Below are 18,742 nucleotides of genomic sequence, written 5' to 3'. Positions count from 1 at the left end.
CGGCGCCTGCGGCATCGTTTCTGCATACGGCCGCCGAGTGATCCCCGCGCCGTCCGTCGCGTCCCACCGGCCCGGTCGGCAGCCGTTCGCTCATCCTGCTGGACGTGATCGCTTCCCTGGCACGAGCCTGTGCCGCCGCCCTGCTGGGCACCGCCTGCACCTTCGCCCTGTCCTGTCCCGCCCACGCCGCGAAATCGCTGCCGCTGGACCAAGCCGTCGCCGCCCTGCCCCAGGCCGCAGAGTCCCGGGACGGCTACGAGCGCACCAGCTTCACGTACTGGAACGCCGGCGCCCACCCCGGACGACGGGTGCGACACCCGCGCCGAGGTCCTGATCGCCGAGGCGATCGAACCACCGGCCACCGGCCCGGACTGCAAGCTGAAGGGCGGCACCTGGTCGTCCTATTACGACGACCGCAGGATCACTTCCGCCGCGGCGATGGACGTCGACCACATGGTGCCGCTGCCCGAGGCCTGGGACTCCGGCGCCTCCCAGTGGACGGCCGCCCGCCGCGAGGCCTACGCCAACGACCTCGCCGACCCGCGCGCCCTGGTGGCCGTGTCCGCCGCGGCGCACCGCAGCAAGGCCGACCAGGATCCCGCCCAGTGGCTGCCGCCCAACACGAAGGCCATGTGCCGCTACATCGTCGAATGGACGGCCGTGAAACTGCGCTGGAGCCTCACCGCGGACACCGAGGAACGCGAGTCCCTGACCCGCCTCGCCGAGGCCTGCCCGGACACGACCGTCACGTACACACCGGCGCCGTAGCTGTACTGACCCCGGACGCCGACCGGTGCCTCGGCTGGGGCCTGGGGCACCGGCGCGCGTTGCGCTGGGCCGTGATCCACATCACCCACCCCGGAGGCAGCCGGCTCTCGGACCGGCATCAGATACGGACCCCCCATACGAAAAGACCCCCTCTCCACTGCTTTTCCGCAGTTGAGAGGGGGTTTTCCCCAGTGTGGCGGCGCCAGGATTCGAACTTGGGAAGGCTGAGCCGGCAGATTTACAGCGGGCCACCTTCAGCATCAGTGACCTGCGCTTCTTCCTGTCCTTGCCTTAGCTGGGGGACGTGTGGGGGAATCGGGCCCGCCTCTAATCACGCTCGGCTCTCTCAGTTCCTCGTCGGGCGCCATCTTGCCGACCAGCCGGAGCAGGGCTCCGCCATTAGAGGTCGTCTCAATTGGTGAGGTGCCGTCGCGGCTGACGTCCTGGTCGATCGCCATGCCCGAGATGGTGTCCGAGTACTGGCGCAGGGCCCGTCCCGTCAGCTCCACCACTCGCTCGTCTCCACGAGGGCGTCGCCGGCGCGCCGCTGAGCCCCGTTCCGCGTGGGGAACTCGTGCACCCGGTTGACGTCGACCTCCCGCTCACGGCGACCGCGCCCGCGATGCGCACCCGCGGGGCCGCCCGGGTGCACGAACCGTACGTACCGGGGAGCCGTCCCCTCGGACTGCCCGCACGGCACATACACCTGCCCGCGCCTGAGGTGGTGACTCTCCACGGCAACTCCCAGGGCTCGCGCAGCGTCCCGGCGACGCTATCCCCGCGCGGTCCATCCCACCGGCCCGGCCGGGTGGGTCAGAAGTTGGAGACCTCGTCCTCGGCCCAGTCGTAGGTGGCGCGCCACAGGGCGTACGAACGCCAGCGGCTGGCCCGGGCGTTGCGGGAGCCGCGCGGGACGGCGTGGATGAGCTTGCGGGCAGCGGAGGCTGAGATCCGCTCGCCGGTGGCGGAGACGATGTCCGGCGCGGCGCCGGCGCCGACGGCCGGGGCGTGTCCGGGCCCGGCGGGGGCGAGTTCGCTCGACATCATGACGCGGACTCCGCGGGTGCGGTGCGGATGGGTGCAGAGGCCGTTTGACGGGTGGTCATAGAGAGCTGAGGCGGTTGAGGAGACGTCCGGGCAGTGACACCAGAGCACCGCGCGTCGTGAGGTTGCGCGTGTAGACGCCCTCAAGGACGAGAGCGAGACTGATGTCGAGGGCATCCGCCTCGCCCAGGCATGTCCCAGAAAGGGTGCGGGGGTTGCTCCAGCTCGAACGCCTCATGTGCACGGCGGCGGCTGCGCGCACCAGTTCATGGCTGCGCTTGCCGCCCCGCTCGGCGTAGGTGTACTCACGCCCCTTGACCGAGATCCGCAGGGCACGCCCCCTGCGGCCGGGCCACCACACGTTCCTGGAGAGCTCCGCCGGGTCCCAGTCGACCCGCAGCTCCCCACTGGCCAGCAGGGGGCGGCGGAGATAGCGCAGCCCGAGGTAGGTGGTGAGCGGCAAGTTCTGCCCGCTCGCGGCCACCTCGCACATTTCCGGCGGGTAGTCGCTGTACTCCGTGGGGAAGGCCAGCTCGATACGGCCGAGTCCCTCCACGTGCCCCACCCACGAGTAGGTATGGCCATGAGGGCCCTTGCCCGATGACGCGGCACGCTGCAGCTCGAACGAGACCCCACTCATACGCTGGACGCCTTGGCCATGCGGGAACGCTGCCAGGTGTGCTCGGACAGCCGGTCTGCCGGGTCGACGGGAGCGAAACCGTGATGCCAATGGAAGGCTTCCAGACGGGCTCGGTCGGCGCCGAACTCGTCGGTGGGTGTGCACGCCAGGACCGGTCCGCGGGCGTCGGCCTCCGCGCACAGCCGTGCCAGCACCCGGGTGTCGTGGCCGTCGCCGCGGTGCCCGATGGATCCCCGCAGGTATCGCAGCTCCAGCAGGCGATCGTCAGCGGCCAGGCCGAGGCCCAGCAGCCCGTCTGGTGGCATCGACCGCTTGAGCTCTCTGACCAGGTCCTGCACCCAGCCGTCTTCGCAGGCCGCAGTGCCGCAGTCGCCGCTTTCCGCGTCATGCAGGTCCTGATAGGCGGTCATGAGGCGGCTCCGTACGGCGGGTCTTGGCGGCGGGGACGGCGGGTACGTCGGGGCACACGCCGCACTCGGCGCCGCGCCAGTTGCGGTGCGGGAGGTGCGGGGCGGCGTTGTCGCACGGTTCGTCGAGCATGGGCTGCCAGATCTTCGCCGTCATCTTCTCCCCCGCTCCTCTCCGGCCGTCTCAAAGAAGTCCTTGCGCGAGCAGGATAGCTGCGGACGCGGCTTGTCGTGTCCCCCGCGATTCCTGATTCCGGCTAAAGTCGCTGGTCCGGCCGCTGTGCGGTCCAGCTCGAAGAGCGAAGCGCTACCCCGTAGGCGTGTTCGGTGTCTCATCTGCGCTAACGGAAGGACCCGAGACTATGAACCTGTCCATGGACTGCCCTTAAGGCCACCGAGCCAATACCTCAAGCGTTGCAGCGTCCCTTTGTGGGATGGGCTCAGAGCGCAAGAAGGCGCCGAGGCAGGCGATGCTGTCCAGGCACAAACTCATCCCATCCGCACGACGTTGCACGTCACTTCGCGGATCACCGGCCGGCCCAATCTGGGTGTACAGGGCGTTGATGCTGAGTCGCGTCCTCAGCGAAAGAGGCATCTCCGCGCATCGCGAAGCGCAAGCGGACCTGCCTGAGTGACGTTCTCGGACTCGCCGTGGAAGAGCAGTACTTCACCATGCCGGTCAACCCGATCACGGCCGTGAAGTGGACCGCCCCGAAGTCGGTGGAAGCGGTGGACCCTGAGAGCGTCGCCAACCCTCGCCAGGTCCGCGCGCTGCTAGCAGGGGTGCGTGCGCAGGGCCCGCGTGGGCGGCACATGGAAGCGTTCTTCGGGTGCCTGTACTACGCGGCCATGCGTCCCGCCGAGGCCGCCGGACCGCGCGTTAGCCAGTGCCACCTTCCGGAGACGGGGTGGGGGATGCTCACCTGCGGCAAGGAGTTGTCCGGGCCGGACGGAGCTGGACCGACGACGGATCGGCGCATGAGACGCGCCACCTCAAGGCCCGCGCCAAGAAGGACTCTCGTCCGGTGCCGATCCCGCCGCACTTCGTTCGTCTGCTGCGGCAGCACATCGACACGCACGGCACGGCGCCCGATGGTCGGCTCTTCCGGACGAACCGTGATGGCCTGCTACAGGAAACCGGTTATGGGGAGGTGGTGTGGGCGAAGGCCCGAAAGAACGTGTTGAGCGAGGCGGAAACGGCCTCGCTGCTGGCCCGACGCCCCTACGACCTGCGGCACGCCGGCGTCTCGTTCTGGCTCAGTTCCGGGGTGGATGCGATGGAGTGTGCCCGCCGTGCCGGGCACAGCATCGCGGTGCTGCACAAGGTGTACGCCAAGGTCCTTGACCAGACGCGCGAGCGGGCGAACAGCCGGATCGATGCGGCCCTGCGGGAGTGGAACGAGCCGGAGTGATCATGCTCACCCCCGGGGGACGCCTGGGGGACACGCACTGATCAAAGGCGGGATACGGGCGGTACGAGGTGAGACACGTCCACGCCCCGTCCACCGTGAGTCGAGCACCGAGGCACAACAAAAACCCCCTCCGACCAGGTGAAAAGCCTGATCAGAGGGGGTCTTCCCCAGTGTGGCGGCGCCAGGATTCGAACCTGGGAAGGCTGAGCCGGCAGATTTACAGTCTGCGCGACAGACGGCGTGTGGCCTGCACCTCTGGCCGCTTCAGGCTCGACTACCCCGCGGGGGCCCCACGGTTGGTGACACCCGGTGGTTCAGCGTCCAGCCGAGCTACCGTGGTCGGGCGGCACCCTCGGTAGCTGAGCATCTGCAGTTGCGCCGTAGCACACTGCAGGCCGCCACAGGCGTACAGTCTCACCTCACGTTCCCGCCTCAGCTGCCACGGCCCTGCAGAGCGCCGCGAATTGTTCCGGTGCAATAGGCTCCCGAATAGCCGTCCCAGCAGGTTCAGCCGGGTGAGGCGCGAAGATCATTGGCCCGGGGGAACCGGGGGGATCGTCTTGTGTAACAAGCAAGGTGACAACCGGCGCTCGAACAATAACGGTCTCGTGAATCGATCGTGATGGGATTTCATACATCTCACCAGCCGTCACGTATCGGCGACTAGTCTCCTGCAAGACCACTCTACCTTCGTGAGCAAACTCGTTCACTTTCCCATATGTTACGCGGATCGCATCATGAGAGCCTTGCGGATCAGGAACTGCCCTGATTGCGATATCGGCCAGTTGACCTAGCAAAACCATACTACTGAGGCGCCACATGTGATCGTGAACTAGCCCGAGTGCGTCGCCGCCCCGAGTGGGCTCGGTCCAAACATGCACGCGCACCCTAGTGCCGCACGATACCTCACCCGCAAGAGCAGTGAGTTCAGCATGCACGAACCCCAGAGGATGCCGAAACGCAGTAAAGCTGTCCGATTCATCGGCGAGAAACCGTAGAAGCTCTGGACCGTCAGGAAAATCCTGGCCATTCAGTGGAGCTGTGCGAAAAATATCAACGGCACGCCGGAGTGGGTTCATGTTAGCTGGACCTCCCCATAAAGGGCATGCTTGCGATCTTCTCGAAGTCTAGAGCCGAGCTGTCGGCCCAGCCTGTCAGCAACGACTGACTTGACTGGCCAGAGAGCCTGCTAGGTCGGATCCTAACCGCTTCCAAAGCTGCCCTTACGTGAGGCGCGCGGACATCTCTCCAATGTTGCGGAAACATGCCCTGACCTGACGGTAGTACGGCAGCTGAAAGCGCCTTACTTGCCTGATCCATCTCATCCCGAACCGAAGTGCAGTACCAACCGCCAGCCGGAGCGTAGATGGCCCGCTCCTGCATGTCGGGCACGGTGACGATAAGCCCAGCATCACTCAAGTCGTAGCGTAGCGGGCTGTAGCTGTGAAGAAATGACACTTCAGCCTTGATACGAGTTCGCTCGTTATACCAGGATACCGCGTAAAGAAGAGCAAGTAGCTCATCGCGCACATTCTCAGGATCTGTAGTACCGGTCCGCTGCCCCGCACTTGCACGATAACTTGCATATCGACGACATAGATCCTCGTCGGCCGGATTCAAGATGTGCATAGAATATGTAATATCTCGATTCGTAACAGTCGACAGGGAAGGAAGCGCGGTGCTTCGCTGCCAGCCGCCCAATCCTCCACGAAAATGCCAGGAATGAGTCGAATTCAAAAGTTCATCAAGGCGGGCACCGATTTCCTCTTGTGGAATCTCAATGACATGAGCCCCCACTCCTCGAATTTCGATATCTCGCTTGATGACGCTTAGGTCAGTTACGACGCCATGCAGCACTTGTTTTTGCTCGATGGCATCCTTCCGGCTAGCCAACAAGGTCACTAGGAATGCGCTGAGCACCACAATAGCCGCCCCGGACAGGAACTCCTGACCAAGGGAAATAACCTCGAACATGTCGAGCAGTGTGACTGCAACGATTGCCGCAACCGTGAGGTATGTAACGGCATCACCGGGAGACTCTTTTACCGTGTTGAGAATGTGCCTGAATCGAGAGGACGCCATGTTGAGATCATAGCTACCGCCCGGCAACACCGCTGATGAACGTGAATCCAGACACGTTTGCGTGTTGCGAATGACGGCCGCGGGCGGGAGCTTCGACCAGTAAGCGCAGGCCCTGATTTGGCCGCTTCACGTCGACAGGGAGGTAGGGGAGATATCTCGAAAAATATGGTATTTCACAGCAGCATTGGACGAAACAGCTGATACGGGACTCTCACTGGTTATTAGATGACTCGGGCCCATCTACCTCGACTGGGCGCGGGAAGCTCTGTCGCAGCCACTCACACACGGCTGCGGGAGTCGTCCTGTCATGCTGCCTCAGCGCGTCAATCATGTCGCGGCCACAGACGAGCGCAATCGGGTGCCCGTCCTCGTGCACCTCGCTCTGCACTTGTCGGTTGAAATGGGAAGTGGTGACCAGCACGCCGAAATTGCGGTGCCGAAGGCGGGAGATAAGGCGGGAGACCTCCCGGACGCCGACGCTGTTGTCGGGTTCGTAGCACTTGGCTTCCAGGGCGAAGTCAATGCTGATCGGGGCCGCCGGGGGTCCCAGAACGTATGAGCCGACCGCATCCCGTCCACCGTCCCGGCTCGGCCGCGTCACATCAACTGTTCCCGTGGCCGGAGCGATCAGCCGCCAGACGGCTACGGCGCACGCCTCGAAGTCTGTTTCACACCCGCGGAAGTACTCCCGGATCTCCGCCAGCATGGCCTGGCCGACGCGGTCATCGGGAAGCTGCTGGGCAGCTGAGCGTATGACCGTCGTGGCCGGTGCGAGCAGCGGCCGATACACGCGGCTTTCCACCCAGGCCCGCCAGGCTTCCGGACACTCGCCTTCCAGGGGGTTGCCGCCGGCCAACACATGCCGGATCCAGGCACGAGGGATGCGCGCCTGGTCCAGCACGGTGAAGCGGGAGCGGTAATTCTGGAACCGCTGCGCGTCGGTCGTGCGCCAGATCGCCGAGAGTTCGTCGTCGGTTGCCAGTGTCGGTCCGCCTGGGGCAAGCAATCCGCGGAAGCGGACCGCACGGCCGGGTGCCGCCTTCTCGAAGAGCAGGAACGGGGGAACTCTGCTGGCCCGGTCCTCAGCAGACCCATGAGAGAGAGCGAAGGCATCGCGCAGCAGCACGTTGCCCTTACGCGGTGTCTCATGGAGACCCTTGCCTGGGGTGCGGTTGTCACCGTAGTAGGTGAAGGTGCCGGTCTCGGTGTCCAGGTGATCCGGCCAGTCCACCGCTCCGCCGCTGGTGTACAGCACCGCCAGGCGCACCGTCCCCTTCACCGGGGACCCGGCATAGCGGAAGCCTCCCTGGTTGCCGGTACCGGGTAGCAGCTTGCCGATGGGGTCATCGCCGGAGTGTCCAAGGGTCCCGCCGGCGTAGACAGCGTCGACCACCAAGTCAGCTTCACCAAGGTCCGTGAAGGGAACGTCCAGTTCGGCTAAGCGAGGAGAGGGAATCACGGACTACATCTACCAGGCGGCTACGACACCACCAGCAGCCCGCCCCGCGCCGACTCAGCCACCGACTGCCCCTCATCGGCCCCACCACGCCGACCGGCAGCTTTACAGCGGGCTAGCTGAGCCCCGGCTGACCTGCCCAATTTCCGAGCGGCGCTCTCGCTGGGGGAGGCATGGGGGACGCACGTCTTTTTCGCCCCCGATACCTGAAGCCCGCGAGATCAGGAGGGATTACCCACGCCGGGGTTGATAGCGTCGCTTGCGTCGTGGTTCGTAGCCCGCTGCTCTTGCTGAGCGCTCCGGCGACCACTGAGTCCGTGGACGGAAGCGGCCAGGACAGCGGCGGCTGTGCTGACTGGAGCCGCGAGGTCCGGACAGACCCACACAATTGGGATTACTCCCAGCGACAGCATTATGGGCACATAGATCGACGGCCTGATTCGGCGGCCCTGCATTCGGGCGGCGCGACCGCGTAAGGTCATGACAACACCTTCTTCCTCGTATGCCTGGGGTGGGTGTTAGAGCGGCCTCCCGATAGCGCGGGAGGTCGCTCACTTTCTAGAACAGCGCGGCAGCTCACGTGGTACCGGCTGATCAGCTCGTCACTCGCCGCCGCCCCTAACGGCAAAACTCCGCGTTTCCCGTTCGATCACGAAGCGTGTCACCCATACTCCGTGCAGGGAAGTGGCCCATGTCGCGGTGGCCAATCCACGTAGGGTGCGCAAGGCACCCGCACCCCTTTCCGCGCAGGTCGAGGGTCGCACCGGGGGTTGTCCCGGAAGGTGTCCCAGGGGGACGATAGTTGGCTAAAAACTGATCCTCGCGGAATGAAAAACAGGTCAAACAACCTGCACCCTTCTTGCAGGTCGGAGCGGTCTCCGTGCCGTTCGAGCGGCCTCCGCACCCTCGCTCCGTTTGCAGTGTGATCCACCTGTGTTGGCTGGGGATGTTTGCAGTGTGGCCAAAGCGTCGCTTGAGTCCCCTGCGGCTGCTCGGCTCAGTGGGCTCTCATTCCGATGACGAGCCACTGCGAAGAGCCCACACAACCCAGCGGAAACCGGCACAATCACTAGCACCGATGCGGGGGGGGCGCTCACCTGCACTGAAGTAGGAGAAGTATGATATTCCGGCTGACACGCAAACAGAGGTCGCAGGTTCTTCTCGACGCCGACATATTAGTACACGCATTTGATGGCGCGGCTCGCACTCACGGCTTGCAGACGGGCCGCACCCCTCTACACGTTCGCGCAGAGATACGACGCTCGGCATACGAATTTCAGGCTCGCCGGCTCATACTCTTTCGCCTGGCGATCATCTTCGGCGGCTTATCCACCCTGGATTACATCCTAACCAAAACAGGGACGTACCCGAGCGTTAATGGTTCGCCTCCTTTTCAACCTCTTTCACTTTCCTGGCTCCTTGGCGCCGATCAATCATGGGCTGGCTGGGTCCTCATCTCCGCGGCCTACATTATGTTGCTTATTGAGGCGGCTGGCCAAAAAGTTAATGCGCTGTTGTTCCATGATCGACCCACTGACTACAACCGCAGCATTCGCCAACCCATACCGGCACTATGTGCCGCATTATTGTGGGAAACCACGCTAGCGTTGAACGCTTCAATACCGCACCGCAGATCGGCCTACCGCCGAGTCGACCAGATCGCCCAGCAACTCATAAAAGTTCTTCCGAAGGTGGCTACGGATCGACGTTTGACTTCGAGAGGATCAGGCCGCCGCAAAGCACTCAAGGAACACACTGCCCTAGTAGCAGCAGCAATCCAAAGAGCCACATCAAAAGTTGACGTCGATCCCAGTGCTGGACTGAGTGAGCTCGCCGAATTGAGCTTCGTGATCGCGATTCGCTGTGCAGAATGCCGCCCAGGTGCACTACTGGACAGCGCAAATCTTTCCGGCCTCACTCCTCTCCGAAGTCATGAAACTTTGCGGTTGTTCGGTGCCGTCATACTCACCCTAGCCGCCGCCATCGGTATCGGCTTCCTCGATGCGCCAGCAGCAGCCACCCCCCTGCTCATCGGCGGGGTCGGATTGGTGTGCTTCTCCGCGGTTTACGGACACACCAATCCACGATCACTTGAACTGCTTGATTCCGTACGGGGCATCCAGCGACCATGAATCCACGGCAGGCAACCTATGAACTGGGGGATGCTGCGGTGGACAATCGTCGGCGCGGCGCTGGGATCGCCGCAACCTTGATGCAGTAGAGAATGTTGTACCGCGCCGGCAGCCCAGCGGTTCAAATTTCCTCGCCCAAGAGATCACAGATGGCCTGCTCCGACCAGTGACCGGCGGCACCGGGGCATGTCGATACGTATGAAGCCACCGCCTCTACGTCCCATGCGCCGGCGGTCAGTAGTCCTGAAGCCAAGAAACGTACGTAGGCGGCGGAAGGCGGAACCCATTCGACGTCCTGCACGCCCCACGGGGCGGTGAAGGTCAGGACCGGCAATTTATCGACCTGACCAGCGCACACAAGGGTCTCGTATCGGCCCTCACCTAGCACTGCGCGGCCCTGTGCGAGCACGTCCACCAGATCAAGGCCTGCGCCCGGTTGCCTGTACATCTCTTGAGCAGCGATGTCATAAAACTGATCGGTAGTCACCAGGTGAGCTCTGGCCAGCACTCGCCCACTCACCTGGGGGTCATAGAAGGCCCTCCCCCCTCCCCACACAGGTGACTCGGTTGCGAAGTACATTGCGCCGGTCAGTTCAACTGGGATGGACCGGGCGGGCATTGCCGGGTTTCGGCACCCTGGGTACTTCCTTGCCGCACCGGGTGGGCGACCACCCTGGATGTACGCGGCAAGTCGATCGAGGTGCATGTTCGAGCCGTAGGACGTGTACCAGACCCGTTCCGGGTATTGGTCGGTCGGCAACGTCGGATCGATGCTGTGTAGGGCCTTCACTCTTACCTGCTCCTGGGAGACGCGCTCAGTCTGCCGAAACGTCGTACCTGATGACATGACGGTCTCCCGGAAGGATCGTGATCATTACTCGTAGGGGCCGGTTGTTCTCGTCGTAGCCGGTGCGCATGTGTACAGCGACAGGGGTGGCGGAGGGCAGAGATAGCTTTTCGACCTCAGCACGAGTCGGCATCCGCACAGTGATCTCGTCCCGATAGCGAGCCTGGACAAGGCCGACGCTGGCCAGCACGCCACCCGGCGCTGACACGTCTTCGGGCAGCATCAACGGCGTGCCTCGGACTAGCTCTTCCGGGAAGTAGGAGTCAGCTAGGGCATACGGGTCGTGATCCACTATGCGCACTCGTTCCCGGACGACAGTCAGCGCCGTCTCAGGATCTAGCTCCAGACGTTCCGCCACTTCGGCTGGTGGGCGCCGGATGGAGACACGAACTTCCTGGCGAGGCTGGCGACCGCTTTCGGCCACGATGCTGGCCCACTGGTCACCGCGATCGTTGGACTGGTGCCGGGTCCGTGACTCCAGCACGGACCAGTCCCAGACGGCCGGTGTCAGGCTGCGACGAACGAAGCTACCCCGCCCCTGACCAGCGATGATGAGCCCTTCTTCAGTCAGGCGTCGCAGAGCAAGGCGGACCGTGTTACGACTCGCTTCGTATCGCTCGACCAACTCGAACTCCGTTGGGAGCTGTTGACCCGGTTCCAGCTCTCCCCGCTCGATCTGTCCTCGCAGGTCATCCGCGATTCGGTGATACCTGGGGCGCTGCTCCCGCACGGTGCCTCCCTGCTAGTTGGCTGACTTGTGCCAACAACATACGCCCTTTGCCTTGACGGTCGTAGCGACTTGAGGCAACACTCAGGGCATCGGTTGTTGGTACAACACCACCAACACCGTTGAGTCGGTCTTTATGCCGGACAGGGCTACTGCGGTTCGCCGTAAGTCCCTGAACTGGATGTTCCTTGACAACTGCATGGGGATCACGCCGCCTCTCCTCGGCCAAGTAGGCGGCCACGCGGAACTCCCGCGTGACGAACAGCGCGATTCGACCTCTCCGCAGCCCTGAGCGGCTGCGGGCCGGTTGCCTCCCCCGTCCGTCCGGCTCCGCACCTAGTGCGCGTGCCGTACGGGCGGGGTGCGGGGAGCCGTGTGGGCTTCAACCTTTCTCAGTCGAGAGGACTGTTCATGGACCGCCTGAAGGCACAGGCCTCGAAAAACCGTGAGGCGGCGCAGGTTCTGCGTGACCGGGGCAAGGACGCTGCCGCTAAGCAGATGGAGGACCGGGCCGACGAGCTGGAGTCGGGCCGGGTTACCGACTGCACCAACGCCGTCAGTGGCCTCATCTCCTGGGCCCTGCGCCGCTGACTTCAGACCTGCTTCATCCATCAACGGCGCGCCCCCGGAGCTGGCACTCCGGGGGCGCTGTCGGGCCGTACACCTGTGAGAGGACACACGACCCAATGAAGACCATCGTTACTGTTCAGGCCGCTGTTACCGCGTTCGCTCCGTTCATGGAGCCCACGGATGCGGAGCTGGATGCCATCGAGCGTGAGGCGCCGCTGATTGAGGCGGAGCTGGAGCTGCTGGACGTGCAGATTGCGCTGCTGGACCGGCCGGCGTCCGCTCTCGGTGCGCGGCGGCTGCGCCGGGCGGCGAACAAGGTGTTGGCCGAGCGGGCGGCGCTCGCCAACCGCGCCACCGGCCCCGCTGAGGCCGCTGGGGAGGTGGCCGGCGGTGCTGTCCTGGCTTCCTGACCTCCCCTCCGGCCCCTGGCTGTGGCTGGCCGGCGCGGTGGCCGCCCTCGCTTTGGCGATGTGGGGTGTGGGGCAGCTGCGCAGGTCGTCGTGGCTGTCCGGCATCGGCCCGCAGGCCGTGGTCGCCCTTGGGGGCGTGGCGGTCAGCGTGCACGGCCTGTGGGGCTTCGCCACCGACACCTGCAACCTGCCGGTACCTCTGGCGGTCGCTTTCATCGCGGTGTTCGATGCCGCGGAGATGACGCTGCTGGTCATGATGTACCGCGCGGCCGACCCCGAGCAGGGGTGGACGCGTGAGCTGCGGCTGATGCACCGCACCGCGTGGATGCTGGTGGCCTTCTCCGCAGCCATGAACGCGGTACACGCCCCGAACTGGTGGGCCCGTCCCGTGCTGGCCGCAGTGCCGGCGCTGGCCGCGTGGCTGATCGAACTCCAGCTGCGCAGCAAGCTGCACCACATCCGCCCCGACCAGGACGACGACACCGCCCGGCCGGGCCCCGCCCGGATGGTGGCGCTGCTGTGGCAGCACGCCTGGGCTGAGCTGTTCGCCCTGCTCGGACTGGACGCCCGCACCTCGTCGTCGGCGATCGCGCGAGCTGCATTGGCGCAGCGGGCTGCGCTGCGTGTCTACCGGCTGCGCCTGGCCCTGGAGGCCGGGAAGGCGCGGAAGGTGCGCCGCTGGCGGCGCAAGGCACAGAAGGCGCTGGATCGGGCCGACGTTGCCGTCGACCGCGAGCAGGCGCTCGCCCTGGCTCGCCGACTGTCCTGTCTGACGGGCGCGGACGCGTTCGCCGCCCTGGACTACCGTCAACCGGCCGCCATCCTGGCCCTGATCGAGAATCTCGCGATCACCCCGGCGGTGGAGCGTGAGCAGGTCTCCACACTGGCCGAGCAGGCGGAGGATGCGCGGCAGCGCGCGGAAGCCGCACGGCACGAGGCCGAGAGTGCGCGGCAGCGCGCGGCCGAGGAACTGGCCGCCGCGCGCACCGAGCTCGAAGAGGTTCGCCGGCAGCAGGCAAGCCTGCTGGAGCAGGGCGACGATGTGGCCGGTCGCGCGGAGGCTGCGCGGCAAGAGGAGCAGGCCGCGCGGCAGCGCGCGGAAGCCGCGCAGCTGGACGAACAGCACGCGCGGCAGCATGCGCAGGAGGTCATCAACGAGGCGCAACAGAAGGTCGACGCCAAGCGGCAGACCCTCGATGCACTCAACGCTCAGGCCGAGCAGGCGCAGGCCAACTACCAGGCCCGGGTGCGCGCGGTGCAGGTGCTGGACGGGCAGATCAACGAGGCCAGGGCCCTGTATGAGCGGCTCTGCGGCGACCTGGCCGCCCTGAACCCGCAAGGCCCGGACGGGGCCATGGTGGGCGGGGAGACGGCGTGGAAGTCGCCCGCAAAGCAGAACGGCTGGGTGTACTACCTGAACGCCCTCAGCGGCCCCGACCCTACTGAGCCGAGCGCTGCGGAGCTGGCGGAGCGGTTCGGGGTGGACCCCGGAAACGCGCGGAACTGGCTGCGGGACTTCCGTGCCGCGCGCGCCGCGCAGCTTGCCGCGCAGCCGCGCGCGCTGAGCACCGCCTGACGCCATGGCCAGCATCCCCACCTACCCGTGGCACCTGGCCCCGGAAAGACTAGCGACCCTGCGACAGCTCCGGGCGCGCGGCTTGCGGCCCGGCGGGCAGGACGTAGCCGCGCAGATCGAACGCCCGCGGCGCCGCCGCGCACCGCTGGTCGCCTACCTCTACCGCATCGACACCGCGAAGCCCGTCCGCCCGATGACGCCCGCGAAGTGGGCGGCCCTGGCCAAGGCCAACGCCGCCCGCCGCATCTGCCCCGAATGCCGACGGGATGCCGGATACGTCATCCCCACTTCGCTCGGCATGTGCGTCACCTGCGCCTACCCCGACGAACAGCGCGCCGCCTGACCCCTGTTGGCAGGCCCGGCCAGCAACCTCCTACAGCCCTGGCCGGGCCCTACTCCCCTTAAGGAGTGCTCACAGCATGACGGAACTCAGCACAGAGCCGGTAGCCGTAGAGGCTCCCGCACCCGCACCGCCCCCGCCCCCACCTGCACCAACGGAGCAAGCTCCGGCCCCGGTTGAGGCCGAGGTGGAGCACACGCCCGGCGGCTGGCCGGTCGTCCCGCTCGCTCTTTCCGGGGCGAACAGCACCGTGGGCATGGTCGCCACCGCGGCCCTGGCCGGCGGCCCGGTCGCCGCGATGGTTGCCGCGACCGGCGCCGTGGTCCTCGGCACCGTCGCCGCCACTCGCAGCCGCAAGGCCAACCCCCGCAAGGAGGCCCGTCGGGCCGCCGCCCGTACCGCCGGCCGGTCCGTCGCCCACAGTGCGGGCCTGCGCCGCAGCGGTGCCGGAGCTCCCAGCAGCCGCGCCGCGGGGCGTTCGTCTGCGGCTCGCAGTGGTCGCTCCGGTGGCCGGTCTGGCAGTGTGCCCGGTCAGCACCGCCGCGGATCCGGCTCGTCTGCCCGGCACGGCAGCACCGCCGCCACGGTCGGGAAGGCCCGCAGCAAGGCTGGTCATGGTGTGTCCAAGCGCGCGGCCGCCGCCCTCGGTAGGGCTGCGGGCCGGGTTGGGCAGGTCAAGGCTCTGCGGTCGGCGGAGCAGGCTGCGGCCGGGTCCCGTGCCGGGCAGCGGGCGCAGACCACCGCCGCACGCCGCGCGGTCGCGGACGCCCGCCGCAACGCCAAGGCCCGCGCAGCAGGCGGCGGCACCGGGAAAGCGTCCCGGGCAGGGCGCCGGGGCGGCCTGGCAGGCCGGATGCTCGGGGCCGCTGTCCGTAAGGCCCGCGCCGCTCGGGACGGGGCGGTCGGCAAGAGCCGTGCGCTGCGGGATGCGCAGGCGGCCGGCACGGTCGCGGCCAAGCGCGCGGCAGTCCGTAAGGCCCCGGCTCGCAGGGAGGCCCGACAGGCGCTGCGCCGGTCCGCGGCCCGCTGTCACGGCCGTCGCCTGCTCGCCGCGCTGCTCGCCCTCCCGGCCGGGCTGCTTGGGCTGGTCACCAGCCCGATCGGCCGCAAGCTCGGCATCCCCGCCCTCGTCCACCCGGGGCGGCGCCTGTACCGGCGGCTGGCCGGTGTCGCTGCCGAGCAGCGGGCCGCGCGGGATGAGTTGATCCGCCAGGAACAGGCCGAGCAGGAAGCTGCCGCCGATGCGGAGGCAGTCAAGGACGGCACCGAGGGCATCGCGGACGGCGTCGAGCGGCCCGCATCCACCGTTCCCACCAGCACGAACACCCCGTCGATCGAGGGAGAGCACGTGTCCGGTTTCCGCTTTGAAGAGGCCGCTTCCGAGATGGAGGAGGCCGCCAACTCCTACGAGCCCGATGGCTGCATGGAGATCCTGGCGATGGTCGAGAGCCTGCCCGCCGCGCTGGCCAGCGTGGCGAACGTGATGAAGATCCTCGCCGAGCGCTCCGACAGTGAGTTCCCGCTGGAGAAGCAGATCGCCGACAACTTCAACGACATCTTCGGCGCCCTGATGAGCGCCGTCGCCGTGGCCGAGGACATGGGCCCGGTGTTCCGCCAGGTCCACGCCCAGGACATCGCCCGGCACGAGGACCCCCGCAACGGCACCGAGGCCGAGAAGGGCTGGAACGTCTGATCATGGCCACCACCGCCACGAAGCAACAGCAGCCCAGTGGCCCGGTGCTGGACTGGGCGGCCGGTCACGGACCCGTGACCGGCGCCCTGTCCGCCACCACCGGAGCCTTCGCCGTCGCCACCACCGGCGCCGCCACCTCCATGCCCCCGGGCTGGGCCCTCGCCGTCGGCGCGGCCGGCGCCCTCGGCCACACCGTGGTCGGCCTGCGCGTGCGCAACGCCGGCCGCACCCTCGCCACCCGCGCCGCCAGTTGGTTGATCGGTGCTGGCTGGACCACCTGGGCCATGACCCACGGCCCTCTGACCTGGGCCGCTCTCGGCTCCCTCGCCACGATGGGTGTGGGCATGGGTGCTGCCGCCCGCTCTAGTGCCCTGTTCGAGGAAGCCCGCGAGGAGGAGGCCATCGCGGCCGAGCAGCGGCAGATCGCTGCCGAGCTGTCCGCCGACCGTCGGGCCATCGCCGCGGAATGGGTCGACCGCATTCAGCGGGTCTGCTCGATCACCGTGCGCGTGGTCGGAGTCGAGCGGTGGGAGACCGGTGCGGGGTACTCCATCGACGCTGAACTCCCGCCCGGCGGCGCCACCTGGAACAGGATTGCTGCCCAATCGGCAGCGTTGTCCGCGGACGCGGGCCTGCCGCACGGCTGCACCGCCACCGCTGGGCCCGGCATCCACCAAGGCCGCGTCATCATCGACGTGACCACCGTCAACGTCCTGGAGCAGGAACGCACCTACCCCAGCGACTACGGGCCCCTCTCCGTACACACGGGCATCCCGTGGGGCTACCGGACCAACGCCGAACAGATCCTCACCTACCTGCGCGAGCAGTGCGCCCTCATCGTCGGCCCGACCGGATCGGGCAAGACCAACATGGTCCACTCGATCCTCGCCGGGTTCGCCCGCGCCGACGACATCCTGACCTGGGTGATCGACCTCAACGCCGGATCCGCGGGCCTGCCCTGGGTGCTCCCCGCCCTCAACGGCGAGATCAGCGCTCCGGACGGCAGGGCGGTCCGGCCTGGTATCGACTGGTTGGCCGGGACGTACGACGAGGCCATGGTCATGCTGGAGGCCGCGGTCAGGGTCGCCAAGCACCGCAAGATGGGCTACCAGGACCTGTTGGCCAAGGCCAATACCGATTTGCTGCCGATTAGCGCGAAGATTCCGCAGATCATGCTGGTCATCGACGAGGGTGCGGAGATCCTTTCCAGCCCGGACCGGCAGGTGCGCAAGCTCGGAGAGAAGATCCTGGAAGTGATCCGGATCGCCCGCGCCATGGGCATCCGCACCGTGCTGACCGCTCTCGGAGCGACCGGCAGCGTGCTGAGCAACCTCATGATCCGCCGGGAGGCCAAGGTCAGGGTTGCCCTGACCGGCGGTGAGACCGAGGGCATGGACCTGTCCAAGATGTTCCCCGGCTCCCGCGGACTGCGCGTCGACCAGGCACCCCACAAGGGCGCCGGGTTCATGGGCACCCCGGAGTCCCCGGCCGCGCTGTTCAAGGCCTGGCGGATCCTTCCCAACCAGATTCGGGAGATCATCGCCGCCACCTCCGACCGGCACCCCACCCTCGACGCCGTGTCCGCCAAGGCCGCCGGGCCCGCCTACGCCCGCCGCTGGGACAGCGACCGCACCGCCTGGATGCGCGAGCAGGCCTCCAGCGACGCCGACACCAACACCACCGGCACGGTGGCGACGGGGCTGAACCTGTCCGCCCTGAACAGCTCGGAGCAGGTTCCCGCCTCGCCGGAAGACGAGATGCTGCGCCGCTTCCGCGAGCAGATCGACGCCCAGTTCGGCACCGCCCCCGAACCGCAGACCCCCACGGGAAGCGACCGGCTACCGGCCCCGGGCGGGCTGAACCTGTCCGCGCTGCGCGGCGAGCAGGACAACCCCGCCCAACAGGCCGCCCTGGCGCTGCTGCTCGCCGCCGGCCGTGAAGGCACCGGAGCATCCGCGATCGCCCGCGCGCTCGCCGACGAGCACGGCACATCCCGTCAGACGGTCGTCGGATGGCTGCGGGACTGGGTCAAGGACGGCACCGCTGTCCGCGTCGGGGAGGGCACCAAGGCCCGTTACGTCCACCGCCAGCACGCCCCCGAACAGCCTCCCGAGAGCTGATCACTTGTCGCTTGTCGCGCCCCAAAACACAAGCCGCTCTCACGGGTCTGAGAGGCCCTGAAACGGCTTGTGACCTGCAAGGCGACAAGCGACAAGACAAGACAAGCGACAAGCCACACGACAAGCACGCGACAAGCACCACCACCCATCCGAGGGGGCCCGCACCACCTGTTGGTGCGGGCCCGCGGCTCACCCAAGGAGCCTGCGAAATGGACCACCGCACCCCGCCGGGCAACATCGCCCCGCACATTCCCGCCGACGCCTACCGCCGCGCCGAAGCCACCGGACAGCCGGTTGTCATCGTCGTCCGCGACCCCGCCCCGACCGGCATCCCGTGGCGGCGCTTACTGATCCCGTTCGCCATTGCCGGTGCCACCGCGGCCGGCGGCTGGGGACTGGTTGCCGCCCTGTGCCTCCTGCTCGACGCCGCGGCCCACACCGCCACCGTCATCGCCGGAGTCGCCGGACCCATCGGCATCGGCGGCATCACCCTGCGCCTGGCCCGCAGCAAGACCTAG

18 protein-coding genes, 1 tRNA gene and 1 pseudogene are annotated in these 18,742 nt (G+C 67.0%); 10 read left to right on the top strand and 10 right to left on the bottom strand.

Annotation, left to right across the window (positions count from 1 at the left end; translation table 11 throughout):
- Positions 1-104: 104 nt before the first annotated feature.
- Positions 105-768 (top strand): annotated as a pseudogene (locus QC385_RS08045) (HNH endonuclease family protein).
- A 499-nt stretch (positions 769-1,267) separates the two neighbouring features.
- On the opposite strand, the gene QC385_RS08040 reads toward QC385_RS08045, so the two are convergent.
- The 5 genes from QC385_RS08040 to QC385_RS08020 form a co-directional block, all read right to left on the bottom strand.
- Entirely contained in the window at positions 1,268-1,504 is a 237-nt protein-coding gene (locus QC385_RS08040) for a hypothetical protein (protein ID WP_279540583.1), read from the bottom strand.
- A 77-nt stretch (positions 1,505-1,581) separates the two neighbouring features.
- Entirely contained in the window at positions 1,582-1,815 is a 234-nt protein-coding gene (locus QC385_RS08035; protein ID WP_279540582.1) for a hypothetical protein, read from the bottom strand.
- Positions 1,816-1,870: 55 nt separating this feature from the next.
- A complete protein-coding gene (locus QC385_RS08030; RefSeq protein WP_279540581.1) occupies positions 1,871-2,452 on the bottom strand; it encodes a hypothetical protein in 582 nt (193 codons plus the stop codon).
- Complete coding sequence (locus QC385_RS08025; RefSeq protein ID WP_279540580.1) at positions 2,449-2,862, bottom strand: hypothetical protein; 414 nt, start codon at positions 2,860-2,862, stop codon at positions 2,449-2,451. Before QC385_RS08025 ends, QC385_RS08030 begins: the two co-directional genes overlap by 4 nt.
- The gene (locus tag QC385_RS08020) at positions 2,837-3,016 is read right to left on the bottom strand and encodes a hypothetical protein (protein ID WP_279540579.1); all 180 of its coding nucleotides are present in this window, start codon (positions 3,014-3,016) and stop codon (positions 2,837-2,839) included. The genes QC385_RS08025 and QC385_RS08020 overlap by 26 nt, the downstream gene beginning before the upstream one ends.
- Positions 3,017-3,884: 868 nt before the next feature.
- Between QC385_RS08020 and QC385_RS08015 the strand changes: the two genes are divergently transcribed.
- On the top strand, positions 3,885-4,271 hold the full coding sequence (locus QC385_RS08015) for a hypothetical protein (RefSeq protein ID WP_279540578.1): 387 nt from the start codon (positions 3,885-3,887) through the stop codon (positions 4,269-4,271).
- A 173-nt stretch (positions 4,272-4,444) separates the two neighbouring features.
- On the opposite strand, the gene QC385_RS08010 is transcribed toward QC385_RS08015, so the two are convergent.
- The 3 genes from QC385_RS08010 to QC385_RS08000 all read right to left on the bottom strand — a co-directional run bounded on the left by QC385_RS08010 (position 4,445) and on the right by QC385_RS08000 (position 7,746).
- Positions 4,445-4,554 (bottom strand) — tRNA-OTHER (locus QC385_RS08010).
- Between the two features lie 797 nt (positions 4,555-5,351).
- Complete coding sequence (locus tag QC385_RS08005; protein ID WP_279540577.1) at positions 5,352-6,353, bottom strand: hypothetical protein; 1,002 nt, start codon at positions 6,351-6,353, stop codon at positions 5,352-5,354.
- 211 nt (positions 6,354-6,564) lie between these two features.
- Positions 6,565-7,746 (bottom strand): restriction endonuclease, encoded by a 1,182-nt coding sequence (locus tag QC385_RS08000; RefSeq protein WP_279540576.1) that lies wholly within the window; start codon positions 7,744-7,746, stop codon positions 6,565-6,567.
- A gap of 1,181 nt (positions 7,747-8,927) precedes the next feature.
- Here QC385_RS08000 and QC385_RS07995 point away from each other — a divergent pair.
- A complete protein-coding gene (locus tag QC385_RS07995; protein WP_279540575.1) occupies positions 8,928-9,941 on the top strand; it encodes a hypothetical protein in 1,014 nt (337 codons plus the stop codon).
- A gap of 121 nt (positions 9,942-10,062) precedes the next feature.
- On the opposite strand, the gene QC385_RS43960 is transcribed toward QC385_RS07995, so the two are convergent.
- Both QC385_RS43960 and QC385_RS07985 read right to left on the bottom strand, forming a co-directional pair.
- Positions 10,063-10,428 (bottom strand): hypothetical protein, encoded by a 366-nt coding sequence (locus QC385_RS43960; protein ID WP_336621276.1) that lies wholly within the window; start codon positions 10,426-10,428, stop codon positions 10,063-10,065.
- A gap of 328 nt (positions 10,429-10,756) precedes the next feature.
- Positions 10,757-11,518, bottom strand: coding sequence for a GntR family transcriptional regulator (locus QC385_RS07985; protein WP_279540573.1), 762 nt, complete (start codon positions 11,516-11,518; stop codon positions 10,757-10,759).
- Between the two features lie 408 nt (positions 11,519-11,926).
- On the opposite strand from QC385_RS07985, the gene QC385_RS07980 reads away from it, so the two are divergent.
- From QC385_RS07980 to QC385_RS07950, 7 genes are all read left to right on the top strand, one after another.
- Entirely contained in the window at positions 11,927-12,106 is a 180-nt protein-coding gene (locus tag QC385_RS07980) for a hypothetical protein (protein WP_279540572.1), read from the top strand.
- A 95-nt stretch (positions 12,107-12,201) separates the two neighbouring features.
- Positions 12,202-12,495 carry a DUF6284 family protein gene (locus tag QC385_RS07975; RefSeq protein WP_279540571.1) on the top strand — a complete coding sequence of 98 codons (294 nt, stop codon included), beginning with the start codon at positions 12,202-12,204 and terminating at the stop codon, positions 12,493-12,495.
- Entirely contained in the window at positions 12,476-14,071 is a 1,596-nt protein-coding gene (locus QC385_RS07970; protein WP_279540570.1) for a hypothetical protein, read from the top strand. The genes QC385_RS07975 and QC385_RS07970 overlap by 20 nt, the downstream gene beginning before the upstream one ends.
- A 4-nt stretch (positions 14,072-14,075) precedes the next feature.
- Positions 14,076-14,414, top strand: coding sequence for an RRQRL motif-containing zinc-binding protein (locus tag QC385_RS07965; RefSeq protein WP_279540569.1), 339 nt, complete (start codon positions 14,076-14,078; stop codon positions 14,412-14,414).
- A 184-nt stretch (positions 14,415-14,598) separates the two neighbouring features.
- A complete protein-coding gene (locus QC385_RS07960; protein WP_336621275.1) occupies positions 14,599-16,104 on the top strand; it encodes a hypothetical protein in 1,506 nt (501 codons plus the stop codon).
- Between the two features lie 2 nt (positions 16,105-16,106).
- The gene (locus tag QC385_RS07955; RefSeq protein WP_279540567.1) at positions 16,107-18,224 is read left to right on the top strand and encodes a hypothetical protein; all 2,118 of its coding nucleotides are present in this window, start codon (positions 16,107-16,109) and stop codon (positions 18,222-18,224) included.
- A 209-nt stretch (positions 18,225-18,433) separates the two neighbouring features.
- The gene (locus QC385_RS07950) at positions 18,434-18,742 is read left to right on the top strand and encodes a hypothetical protein (RefSeq protein ID WP_279540566.1); all 309 of its coding nucleotides are present in this window, start codon (positions 18,434-18,436) and stop codon (positions 18,740-18,742) included.

The organism is Streptomyces sp. DH10 (assembly GCF_029813805.1).
In the GTDB taxonomy this organism is placed as follows: domain Bacteria; phylum Actinomycetota; class Actinomycetes; order Streptomycetales; family Streptomycetaceae; genus Streptomyces; species Streptomyces coeruleofuscus.
This window is presented reverse-complemented; position numbering and strand designations above follow the sequence as displayed.